The organism is Limnospira sp. (genome assembly GCF_051859755.1).
Taxonomy (GTDB): domain Bacteria; phylum Cyanobacteriota; class Cyanobacteriia; order Cyanobacteriales; family Microcoleaceae; genus Limnospira; species Limnospira fusiformis.
On the sequence record NZ_JBIMLI010000149.1, the window covers coordinates 1 to 12008 of the forward strand.

Below are 12008 nucleotides of genomic sequence, written 5' to 3' on the forward strand. Positions count from 1 at the left end.
AGTGGCGGCAGAGGTGTCGGAAGTGTCGGAAGTTTCTGAAGAGGTAGAAGAATCAGTGATGGCTGATGGTTTAATGGTCTCGGAGACACCTACAGAAGCGGCTACACCAGAGAAGACACCAGAAGAGGCGGAAGTGGCGGAAGTGGCGGCAGAGGTGTCGGAAGTGTCGGAAGTTTCTGAAGAGGTAGAAGAATCAGTGATGGCTGATGGTTTAATGGCAGTAGATTCGGTTAAGCCTCCTCTCAATCTGAAAGTTACTGGACATAGCAGCCATGAGAAGGAAGACTTGCTGATAGCGATCGCTAAAGTAGGAGAGTCACAAAACCTGTCAGCTATTGCTAACCTGGTTGGCTATACTCGACACGCAGATACAGAAATACGCACTCAATTGGCCGCGACTCTGGGTAGACTAGCAAGCACCCATGGCTTACGTCCAGAAATCCAACAAGCGATTCCTACTTTAACTCAACTCAGCCAAGATAGTAGCGCTCAAGTGCGTCAAGAGGCAATTTATGCTCTGGGTATGATTAAAAGCGATCGCGTGATTCCCATACTTAAACAGGGTTTGCGAGACCCCGATCCGTCTGTAGTGCAAGCGGCTAGTATGGCTATGGAGAAATTTAAGTTTTATCCCCAAACGGATAAGCAAGCCAAACCGATCGCGTCTGTTTTTCAGAAACCGGAGGATGGCTCGAAAGGTTGATAGTTCCCGATACATGGGAGGTTGACTCAAAGGCTGTACAGACAAGGCCTGCCTTGCCTGTACACTCTCAGAGGGTTAAATTTCTGGAGCATCGGCTATCAAAAGCTCATATTTAGCCATCTTTTATGGGTGTGATATCGATGATTATCAAGGGATGGCTAGATACACCAGAATGTAGAAGGCAATTTGATGGGAAGCCTAATTAGCTACAGTTTCTGGCATTAAGGATGAATGGTGATGATCAATTAACCATTCACCATCCTTATAGACATAAACATAGGAAAAGCGGGCTACTGCTTCGGTGGTTTGTCCTTGGTCATCTGTAAATGTAAAGGTATAAACTCCCACGTCATGAGCCTTGTTACAACCAATGGCAATAGTCCTGCTGTTAATCACTCCTTGGGGGTTATTTGGCAGAAAGTCCACAAAATATTCTCTAATGCTTTCATGGTCGGTGCGGGGAGTGTTGGAAACAGTTGGCAGTAATACGGCTGTGGGGGTATAGTTAGCTACTACTTGATCAGGATCTAGGGTAGCTAGGGAACTATTCCAGCGATCGAACAATGCTGCAATGTCGGCTTCGGTGACTTCAGCGCAGGCAACTTCCCCGGTTTCAGCCACTGGAGCGCAACCTGACATGGTAGCTGCTAAAAAACTAGCAGACAGGGTGGAACAAAAAAGTTTTTTTATCATCGGTTAATCACCAGATATCTTAAAGAAAGATAACAATAAACTAATTGATGATAACACAAAATTACTGATTTGGAATAAAAAACCAAATTTTTTATGACAAGCTATTTTACGGCTAATTTCATCTGGTTTTCCTCAAAATAGGGTAAGGTGCCCCCGACCCTAATTTTAGAATAAGGGTGATTTTGGGGGTACATGAGCATTTTTATAACAGACGTATCCCAAAAGTTAGTCCCATTAATGCAATAGTGGGAACTTCTGGGAGGGATGGAATCCAGATAAAAATCAATGGTTTTGATTTTATCATAGATTTGGAGATTGGGGAAAATTTGATGACTAAGGCGGGGGTTTGGGACTGATTTAGTGGCGATCGCATGATTCGCATGATTCGCATGATTCGCATGAGTAAGGGTGACTATGGCGGTGTGGGTAGAGAGGCGCTGAATTGGTGAGAAACCTTAGCTTAATCAGGGTTGGGCGATTTGGGGCGGATGTCAAACGGCAGATTTAAATGGAGTTAAGAGGGGGAGGGGTTGGGGAATCTCTCAGTCGCCCCAAACCAGGGATAAAGGCGGGTGAATGGTGGCTCCTGATTCATGATAAAATTAGTGGGCAGAGGGGGGATTTTACGAAAAATGGGGGAAGATCATGAAGATTTTGGCGGCGCTTCTCGCCCTAGGAGTTGAGGCTCGGCTAGACCCCAGAAGATTAAATCTGTCCCTTTGGGGGTAGATCGCCGTAACCCAAATCGTGAGGTTTGGGAGTCCCCGTCCGTTTGAGGGCGGGTCTGATATCAATGTTCACCATTTCTGATACTCAATAACCTGTGGTTGCACAACTATCTAATAATACCTACGAACCCAAAACCCAAGAAATCGCCCGAGAACTTCTAGCGGCGACCCAACAGAAAAAACAATCTCTGTTTGGTAAAATCCAGGACCAGATGCGTATTGATGACAAAATCCTGGACTGGGCGATGTCTAACCCCGGTTTGCGGGTGCAATTGTTTCATTTTATCGACTGTTTACCGGCGCTGCGGAGTAAACCGGAAATTGCGGCTCACCTTCAGGAATACCTGACGGCGGAAGAGGTGGAACTCCCGGACTCGCTGAAAAAGCTGCTTAATTTTGCTAACCCTGACTCGGTAGCTGGGAAAATGGCAGCTACGACAGTAGCCCCGGCTGTAGAAACGCTGGCTCAGAAATATATCGCGGGGGCGGATATTCCGCAAATTATCAAAACTCTGGAAAGGTTGCGTAAAGATAAACTAGGCTTTACTGTAGACCTGCTAGGAGAGGCGGTGATTACGGAAACGGAAGCGGAATCGTATCTGAATAGTTACTTGGAATTAATGGAAAAACTGTCGGCGGCGGCGCAGCGGTGGTCAACAGTTCCCCAAATTGATGAAGCGGACGGAAACCCTATTCCTAGAGTACAGGTTTCGGTGAAATTGACGGCTTTTTATTCGCAGTTTGACCCGCTTGATGCTAAGGGAAGTGAGGAGAAAGTAAGCGATCGCATCCGCACTTTATTAAGACGGGCGAAAGAAGTTGGGGCGGCGGTGCATTTTGATATGGAACAATACGCCTATAAGGACCTAACTTTAAGCATCCTCAAAAATCTGTTAATGGAAGAGGAATTCCGCGATCGCACTGATATCGGTGTCACGGTTCAAGCCTACCTACGCGATAGCGCCAAAGACCTAGAAGGCATTATTGAATGGGCAAAATTGCGGGGATATCCGGTGACGGTTAGACTGGTAAAAGGTGCTTATTGGGACCAGGAAACTATCAAGGCGATGCAAAATGACTGGCCGCAACCAGTATTTAATGATAAGGCTGCGACTGATGCTAATTACGAAAGGCTGACCCAATTAATGTTGGAAAATCACGCCTATATTTATTCTGCTATCGGTAGCCATAACGTCCGTTCCCAGGCGAAAGCGATCGCTATAGCCGAAACCCTAAAAGTACCCCAACGCGCCTTTGAGATGCAAGTTCTCTATGGTATGGGAGACCAACTCGCCAAACAATTGGCGGCTAAAGGTTATCGAGTGCGGATGTATTGTCCCTATGGTGAACTACTACCAGGGATGTCTTATCTAATTCGGCGACTGTTAGAAAATACGGCTAATTCCTCTTTTATTCGCCAAAGTTCAGAACAGCGACCTTTAGAAGAACTATTAGCGCCTCCTGTTGGTGATAATGATAGCACAATTCACCAGACTTGGAAACCTGTATTTCCTAATGCGGCGGATAGTGATTATGCGGATGCAATTATTCGCGATCGCGCTTTGGCTGCCTTGGGAAATGTGCGATCGCAGTTGGGTAAAACCTACTTACCTCTGATTAATGGTAAATGGGAAAATACAGAGAATTTTGTGGATTCCGTTAACCCGGCTCAACCTACGGAAATAGTCGGCAAAATTGGTTTGGCTAATATTGAACAAGCGGAAAAAGCGATCGCTGCTGCTAAAGCTACATTTCCTAGCTGGAAAAAGACCCCCGTTAGCCGACGCGCGGCTGTATTACGGAAGGCGGCAGAATTGCTAGAACAACGTCGCCATGAATTATGCGCCTGGATGGTGTTTGAGGTGGGGAAAGCCCTATCTCAGTGTGATGCGGAAGTGTCGGAAGCTATTGATTTTTGCCTTTTTTATGCGGCGGAAATGGAACGGCTAGACCAGGGTTATATTTATGATACAGCCGGGGAAAGCGATCGCTATTCCTATCAACCTCGTGGTATCTCGTTAGTCATTTCTCCCTGGAATTTCCCCCTAGCTATTCCGGTGGGGATGACTGTCGCTTCCTTAGTCACGGGAAATTGTACCCTGTTAAAACCTGCGGAAACTTCTGCTATTATTGGTGCGAAAATTGCCCAGATTTTGGTGGAAGCTGGGGTTCCTGATGGCGTGTTTCAATTTATCCCTAGTAAGGGTTCAACCGTGGGGGCTCATTTAGTTAAACATCCTGATGTTCAGATGATTACCTTTACAGGTTCTCAGGAAGTGGGTTGTTGGATATATGCAGAGGCGGCGATTTTGCGACCCGGACAAAAACACCTTAAACGAGTAGTGGCGGAAATGGGTGGCAAAAATGCCATTATTGTTGATGAAAGTGCAGACCTTGATCAAGCGGTCGGGGGAGTTGTTTATTCCGCTTTTGGTTATACGGGTCAAAAATGTTCTGCTTGTTCGCGGGTGGTGGTTTTAGAACCTGTTTATGATGTGTTTGTGTCGCGGTTGGTGGAAGCGGTGCGATCGCTTAATGTGGGTGATCCGGCTGATCCTAGTACCTTTGTGGGTCCGGTGATTGATCATAACGCCCAAACCAAGATTAAAGAATACATTGAGATGGGTAAACAAGAAGCAGAAATGGCGATCGCATTAGATGCACCATCTACCGGGTATTTTGTCGGTCCGACCGTGTTTGTTAATGTTTCTCCTACTGCGAAAATTGCCCAAGAGGAGATTTTTGGTCCGGTTTTGGCGGTGATTAAAGCATCAAATTTTGATGAGGCGATCGATATTGCTAACGGGACTAATTATGCTTTGACTGGGGGTTTGTATTCTCGCACCCCTTCTCATATTCAGAAGGCTAAGGCTGATTTTGAAGTGGGAAATCTCTATATTAACCGGGGAATTACCGGGGCGATCGTTTCCCGTCAACCCTTCGGTGGCTTTAAACTCTCTGGTGTCGGTTCCAAGGCGGGGGGACCTGATTATCTCCTGCAATTCTTGGAACCTCGCACTATTACCGAGAACATCCAGCGACAAGGTTTTGCACCTATTCAAGGGGTGGATTAATTACCTTGACAAATGGGGCATTATGCCCCATAATTAAACCATTGGTATGGGTGGTTATAAACTGTTGGCGATCGCTTCTAATTTCTGGGCTACCATCCCTTGAGTTAGTAACTCCTGCGCGTGTTTCAGACCTGTTTCTATGTCCGCACAAACTCCCGCACACCACAGATAAAAACCCCCATTCCAAATGGCAGCCTGCATTAACTCTCCCGGTTCCCCCTCCAAGACAGCCTTGATATTATTAATCAGTTCATCTAGGGAATTAAGAGCAACTTCTTTCCCCCCATAACCATAATCATGGGGATGCAATAACAGACGTTCAAAAATCGAGGTTTCCGGGTTGTCTATACTGGGGCGGTTGATGCCGATAATACAGGTGCGATCGCGGGGTAAATCGCAACTACCTTCTAATCCCTTAACCGTGATAAATTGCCGCTGATTTCGCAATTCTAGGGCGGTTCGGAACATTGATTCCGTGGGGGGGTGAACATAGCCACAGGCGATAGTTGCATCTCCTAAATAGGGAGACCACATTAACTCTAATGTAGCAATAGGCGGACGTTTCCCAATTTCTCGGCGGGGTCCAACTAGGTTCATGGCTAGGGGAAAATGGGTGGGAAGATGAATAAATCCTAAATCTGTCGTCTGGAAGATTTCCTGCATTCTAATTAGGCTAATTCCTTCCCAATTTATGCCTAATTGTTGCCAAATTTCATGTAAACAAATACCCTCTTTGGTCGGCATTCGATCGCCTCCATGTAAAATGGTTGGGACTCCGGCGGCGCTGAGAATTAACCCGGTGAGAATAGCCATGGGAACAGTACGCGATCGCCCATCATAGGGATGAGTTAAAATCATCGGAGGACGCACAGCATTAGTTAAATGAGGCCCTAATTCTGCATAAACATCTAGCATTCCCGCCAATTCTTCTCCCGTGGGTCGCCGAATGCGGTGGGCGATTAAAAAAGCCCCTACCTGTACGGGTGTTGCTTCTTGCTGTAACATCATGCGTAAGGCTTCGGCGGCTTCTTCGCGAGTTAGGGCTGCGCTGGTGTGGGTTCCGCTTCCCACTTTTTTCAGTAATGTTCTAAAGCGATCGCTCATTTAAGTTGCTGTTGTGGTAGTGAACAGAAGAGAAAACCAGTATAATCGAAAGCGGATACCTTTAGGAATTGTTAGCTATTTGATGTTAACCAATTAAGCATTTTATCCCCAATTCTTCCAACTCTGAGTCTACCTCTGGGGGGATTAATTCGTGTACCAATTTCCAGAAATATTGTATGGGGGGAATTTGCAGGCGATCGCGACTGGTGACAATGGCAACCTCCCGAGTCCAACTCAAGTCAGATCCACCACTATAAAAGGAACCTGATTTAGTATTTATAGTCCCTTCAAAAGGTGCGATCGTTCTAATCGCTAAACTGCTATCCGTCGCCGCTTCTACTAATGCTGAACGTGGTAACAGTGCAATTACTTCTCCCTGACGGACTACACCCCGAAAAGCATCCAGTGTATTTAACTCTAAAACCGCCTTGAGAGTAGCGCCAGCTTGAGCAAATCTTTCCTGTACTAAACGCTGCATTCCATAGCCATCTTTAAATACCACTTGAGGATAGATAATTAACTCCTTCCAAGGAACATGATTATATCGCGCCAGGGGGTGATTTTTTGCCATTAATACTTGTATCGGTTCTTTATAGAGAATATCCACCAATAAATCGGAACTAGCCGTAAAAGCCCGATTATTCATGACAAGTGCCACATCAACCAATCCATCTTTTAGCACTTTTAAAGCGCGATCGCTTCCTAATGATGTTACCCGCAATTGTACATCAGGATAAGCATAGCAAAACTTTTGCAAAACTGGGGGGAGATAAGACGCACAAAGGGAGTGAATAGCCGCCACGCATAATTCCGCCTGCTGTCCCGCTAATAATGACGCTAATTCCTGTTGGGCATTTTCCCAAGCCTGACAAATTTTCCGCGCATAGGGCCAAAACCTTTCACCTCCTACCGTCAATTTAGCTTGGTTGCTACGGTGAAATAGGGGTAAACCCAGTTCCGTTTCTAGTCCCTGTACCTGGCGACTAATCGTTGATTGCGTCACGTTGCACTGGACTGCTGCTTTTTGAAAACTTCCGGTTTCGGCAACAGATAAAAAGGCTTGAAGTTGCTCTAAACGCATAGAAATTGGGGTTTTAATATGGCAACGATAGCATGGGTTTCATCTTAACCAATTTCTCGATATAATTTGGTAAAAATTGCTACAACTTTTGATTTGGTATGGTGTTTTTATGCTGCACTTTCAATACTCGTCCCTAATTAACGCCCCCGTTGATGTGGTTTGGAATTTTCACGGCCGATCTGATATCCTGGAGTTGCTGACCCCACCTTGGCAACCTGTGGAAATTATCCGCCGGGAAGGGGGTTTACAGGTGGGGGCTAGATCGGAATTTCTGCTATCTCTTGGTCCAGTTTCGGTGCCATGGGTGGCGGTGCATACTGAGTGCATTCCTTACCAACTGTTTACTGATGAACAGCAACAGGGTCCCATGGCTATTTGGGTACACCGACACCAATTTTCGGAGGTGAATAATCGCACTCGGTTAACTGATGCGATCGCTTTTAGTTTACCAGGTGGCTCCGTGTTTGACAATACCTTGAGTTGGTGGGTTTATTCCCGTCTTCAAGATATGTTCCGCTATCGCCACGATGTTACTAAACTTGAGTGTGAAAATTATGCAAAATACCGCTGAATTTACCTGCGCCTATTGTGGCGAAAGTAATGTCACATTTATCGATTTTAGTGCGGGAGGTCAACAGTCTTATATTGAAGATTGCCAGGTTTGTTGTCGCCCGAATCTTCTTTATATCAGCATAGACGAAGATACATTAGAGATAGAAATTTTCACCGAATACGACGGCTAAAACCTCCATGATATTTCGCGGATTTTGTCCGCCAATTCTTGGTGCAATTCTTGATTTTGTTTGCGGTTAGTCTGCACTTCAATAATCGCCGAAGTTTGGGAGGCGATCGCCTGTTGATAATCTTTCACAAATTCCTCTGGTGTTGGGGGTGAGAAATAGTTGAGATTAAATAATTTGGCAGCCTGGTCAAATTGGAGATTGTGGGGAGTGGCGAAGTAGTTTTCAAATACATCATTAAATTTAGCAATGGGTAAAAATGAAAATATCCCGCCCCCATTATTATTAATCACTATAATCCACAGGGGATGATTCAGGGAATTAACCATAGATAAAGAGTTGAGGTCATGGAGGAATGCCAAATCGCCAATTAGCAGAGTTGTGGGAGTATTTAAACCCTGACAAAACCCAGCAGCAGAGGCGATAATTCCATCAATGCCGCTAGTCCCTCGGTTGGCTGCTATTCTGACTGAATTTCCCCCATAAATTCCATATTCATCCATATCTCTAATCGGCATACTATTGGCTAAAAATAAGCCACTGTCGGCGGGGATATGCTGGGAGACTAAATGGGCGATCGCCATTTCATTTAAGGTGGAATCTTTAGTTAAATAGCTGTCAATAGTTTCGCGAATTTTGAGGGATTTAAGCCATAATTTATCCTGCCAATCTTCCGAAAGATTCGGCGCTAAAAGAGGTAATAATGACTCACATAATTTTTCTATATTACTTTCAATGCGATGGGAAACAATATGGGCGGGGTCGTGGCGGCTGGGTGAGTCCGTTATCATAATATAGTAACGGGGTGGGTGGGTTTCTAAATACTCTAAAAACCGTTTTGATAAAATGCGATCGCCTATTTGTATCACCGTCTCTAGGCGATCGTCACTCAGTCTTATATCCGTTACAAATAACTGATTATCAATGGTATTTCCCAGCCTTAAACCTGAACGAATATCAGCAAAAATCGGGAATTGTAGCTTGTGGGCAAATTTTTCAACTCCGCGAATTTGTGCCATGGTGTTTAATCTTCCCAGGGCTAAAATTCCTCTTTTTGTGTTGTTTAAAATTGCCGATATTTCATGAATATTGTCGTCAGTTTGCATGACCATAGGTATCGGGTAATCTGTCCAAGCCCTACCACTATTTAACCAAGGTTTTAGGGGGAGAGTATAACCCAATGTAATCGCTGAATTAGTCGGGGCGAGGGGTTCGCGGAACATACAATTAAGGTGAACAGGTCCGTGCGATCGCTTGGCACGATAAACAGCTTGATCAATAGTCGTTAAAACAAACGTCGGCGAAATCTTTTCATCAGGACAGGGTATATCAAATTTCCAACGTACATAATCACCATAAAGATTGACCTGATCAATAGTTTGATTAGCCCCCGTTTTTCGCAATTCTGGGGGGCGGTCAGCCGAGATAATAATCATCGGCAAATTATCCGTAGCCGCCTCAATCACAGCCGGGAAATAGTTAGCAGCAGCCGACCCAGAAGTAGATACCAAAACCGCTGGCTTTCCTGTCGCCCTCGCGTAGCCGATCGCATGAAACGCCGCACCCCTTTCGTCTAAAAAAACTCGCCGTTGCGCTTGGGAATAACGAGCGATCGCCACAGTTAAAGGAGTGGATCTGGAACCAGGAGATACAATAAAATAACTCGCCCCATTGCGAATTAACTCCTCGACAATTAGGTTTCCCCAAAGTATATTAATATTGGGTGCGTCAAACAAATTCAATGGTCAAACCTCAGTAAATTGTCAAAGTGATCATAAAATCCGTTATCTGGGACAAGTGTTATAGCCGACTGGTAGCAAGTTGGGACACCTGTAGACTAACAAATATAGCTGATGCCGGGAGTTGATGCCACAACCGCCGTTATAATACTTTCATCCTACAGTATATTTTACATATCGCTGCCTATAATCTTCTATGCAAAACACTCGTTTAAACAGATTTACTGATGCGATCGCCCAGCAAACCTTGCAATGGTTTCGTAACCCCTGGCGGCGGATATCCGTATTATTGATTAGCCTACTTTTTGGCTTCTTCCTGGGAGTGGCGATCGCCACAATAGTTGGACAAGCCGGAAGTTGGGATGTCACCGTCGCATTTATCACCCTCCTAGTCACCGAATGGATTAGTTGGTTATCTTACCGCAAAGTCCCTCGCAGTGAAATCAATTCTTTATGGCTAGACCTCCTTAATAGTCTGAAAATTGGCATGACTTATAGTTTATTTTTGCTGGCATTTTTACTGGGTTCTTAGAGATTATTCAATCATGATAGAAATTTTACAATCTTTGGCAACTGGTAGCGAACCGCCCCCCGAACATTGGCAACAACTGCTGAGACACGAATTAAATAATCCCGCACACATGGCGGCTTTTGGTATCACTCACGAACAGCTAGAAACTACAATTAGACAACGTTATAAATTAGGGCGATCGCTCCTTAAACATAATCCAGATTTACCGATTCTCTGGGAACAGCTACCCACATTGTGGGAATTTTGGCTACCATTAGCCATGCAATTATCTCAGTTAAGACAAATTCTTAATCGTCCTTTAGTACAGGGAATCTTAGGCGGACAGGGAACCGGAAAAACTACCACTACAACTGTCATTTCTCGGATTCTAAATCTACTTAACTATCAAGCCATTAGTATTTCTATTGATGATTTATATAAGACTTACGCCGATCGTCAAAGGCTGCGAGAACAAGATCCCCGTTTAATCTGGCGAGGTCCCCCCGGCACTCATGATATTGACATCGGAATACAACTTCTTGACCAACTCCGAAACCCTACACCCGGACAAAAAATAACTATTCCCCGGTTTGATAAGTCTCTCTGGAATGGAGAAGGCGATCGCATAGAACCCCAACAGATAGAAGCACCTGATATCATCTTATTTGAGGGCTGGTTTGTGGGATGTAAACCCGTAGAAGACCAGGCGTTTAATCATCCACCACCCCCTATTAGTACTGATAGCGATCGCCAATTTGCGCGAGAAATTAACCACCAATTAAAAGAGTATTTACCCCTCTGGGAACGTTTGGATAGATTAATAGTTCTCAACCCCGTTGATTATCGCTTATCCAAACAGTGGCGCGCACAAGCTGAACAGGAGATGAAAGCATCGGGTAAGTCGGGAATGACCGACACAGAAATCAATCAATTTGTCGAATACTTTTGGAAGTCCTTACATCCCGAATTGTTTATTAATCCTCTACTAACAGATAGCGATCGTGTCCATTTAGTAGTCGATATTCAGCCAGATCATTCCGTCGGGAGAGTTTATAAACCTGTCCCCAGATAATGGTGATATTTTTACAGCCATCTGTGCTATAGTGAAATTTAGCTAAACTGAGCTAAACTCAGTGCATCTTAGTAGTCGCTAATTTAACTCAAATCCTCGGAAATCAACCCCAATTAATAAGTATAAATACTCACCCTCTAACCATTGATTGATTGATTGAGATAACTTATGAGAGTGACAAGTAATTCTTACCTCAAACCATTGCTTTTTCACTATCCATAATGTGATAATGATTGAAAATATATCAACCAGATGTGTTAGGAGCGTGTATTAATGGATCATTATATGGCTTACGGACTTTTGTTAGCTTTGGTAAACGGCGCTATCTGCATCTCCATCCCAGCGTTGATATCTTACACCAAGCGGAAAAGCCATTCCCAAGCCACCCCAGATGATGTCGCCGCCACAATCAACCTGAAAGAACTATTGTCTCAGGAAGCCAACTAGGAGAGCTTTTTTTAGTGACAGCCAAAAACCCGGCAATTTCGGGAGCATGATTTAATCTCAAATTAGGTTAACATTTTACGGCAATACGGTATAATACCAAGTATGGTGCGAGACCT

11 protein-coding genes are annotated in these 12008 nt (G+C 44.7%); 7 read left to right on the top strand and 4 right to left on the bottom strand.

Going from position 1 to position 12008, the window contains the following annotated elements; genetic code table 11:
* Positions 1-703 (top strand): HEAT repeat domain-containing protein (locus ACTIE0_RS20085; protein WP_439516960.1); only part of this gene is annotated, 703 nt, incomplete at its 5' end.
* A gap of 198 nt (positions 704-901) precedes the next feature.
* Here the strand turns inward: ACTIE0_RS20085 and ACTIE0_RS20090 are convergent.
* Positions 902-1396 carry an SgcJ/EcaC family oxidoreductase gene (locus ACTIE0_RS20090; protein ID WP_006625308.1) on the bottom strand — a complete coding sequence of 165 codons (495 nt, stop codon included), beginning with the start codon at positions 1394-1396 and terminating at the stop codon, positions 902-904.
* Positions 1397-2219: 823 nt separating this feature from the next.
* Here ACTIE0_RS20090 and pruA point away from each other — a divergent pair.
* Entirely contained in the window at positions 2220-5198 is a 2979-nt protein-coding gene (gene pruA / locus ACTIE0_RS20095) for an L-glutamate gamma-semialdehyde dehydrogenase (RefSeq protein WP_006670479.1), read from the top strand.
* A gap of 54 nt (positions 5199-5252) precedes the next feature.
* Here the strand turns inward: pruA and ACTIE0_RS20100 are convergent, their stop codons facing one another.
* A complete protein-coding gene (locus ACTIE0_RS20100) occupies positions 5253-6302 on the bottom strand; it encodes an anthranilate phosphoribosyltransferase family protein (RefSeq protein WP_006625305.1) in 1050 nt (349 codons plus the stop codon).
* Between the two features lie 85 nt (positions 6303-6387).
* Positions 6388-7383, bottom strand: a complete 996-nt coding sequence (locus ACTIE0_RS20105; protein WP_006625304.1) for a LysR family transcriptional regulator — start codon at positions 7381-7383, stop codon at positions 6388-6390.
* A gap of 109 nt (positions 7384-7492) precedes the next feature.
* On the opposite strand from ACTIE0_RS20105, the gene ACTIE0_RS20110 reads away from it, so the two are divergent.
* Together ACTIE0_RS20110 and ACTIE0_RS20115 are read left to right on the top strand one after the other, a co-directional pair.
* The gene (locus ACTIE0_RS20110; protein WP_006670478.1) at positions 7493-7954 is read left to right on the top strand and encodes an SRPBCC family protein; all 462 of its coding nucleotides are present in this window, start codon (positions 7493-7495) and stop codon (positions 7952-7954) included.
* Positions 7938-8126 carry a CPXCG motif-containing cysteine-rich protein gene (locus ACTIE0_RS20115; protein WP_035759523.1) on the top strand — a complete coding sequence of 63 codons (189 nt, stop codon included), beginning with the start codon at positions 7938-7940 and terminating at the stop codon, positions 8124-8126. The genes ACTIE0_RS20110 and ACTIE0_RS20115 overlap by 17 nt, the downstream gene beginning before the upstream one ends.
* Here ACTIE0_RS20115 and menD read toward each other — a convergent pair.
* The gene (gene menD, locus ACTIE0_RS20120; RefSeq protein WP_006670476.1) at positions 8123-9865 is read right to left on the bottom strand and encodes a 2-succinyl-5-enolpyruvyl-6-hydroxy-3-cyclohexene-1-carboxylic-acid synthase; all 1743 of its coding nucleotides are present in this window, start codon (positions 9863-9865) and stop codon (positions 8123-8125) included. The two genes, ACTIE0_RS20115 and menD, sit on opposite strands and share 4 nt — an antisense overlap.
* 193 nt (positions 9866-10058) lie before the next feature.
* On the opposite strand from menD, the gene ACTIE0_RS20125 reads away from it, so the two are divergent.
* From ACTIE0_RS20125 to ACTIE0_RS20135, 3 genes are all read left to right on the top strand, one after another.
* Complete coding sequence (locus ACTIE0_RS20125) at positions 10059-10394, top strand: DUF565 domain-containing protein (RefSeq protein ID WP_006625300.1); 336 nt, start codon at positions 10059-10061, stop codon at positions 10392-10394.
* Positions 10395-10407: 13 nt separating this feature from the next.
* Positions 10408-11445: a hypothetical protein gene (locus ACTIE0_RS20130; RefSeq protein WP_006670475.1), complete on the top strand. Its 1038-nt coding sequence runs from the start codon at positions 10408-10410 to the stop codon at positions 11443-11445.
* Between the two features lie 273 nt (positions 11446-11718).
* Positions 11719-11892, top strand: a complete 174-nt coding sequence (locus ACTIE0_RS20135; protein WP_006670474.1) for a hypothetical protein — start codon at positions 11719-11721, stop codon at positions 11890-11892.
* Positions 11893-12008 lie beyond the last annotated feature (116 nt).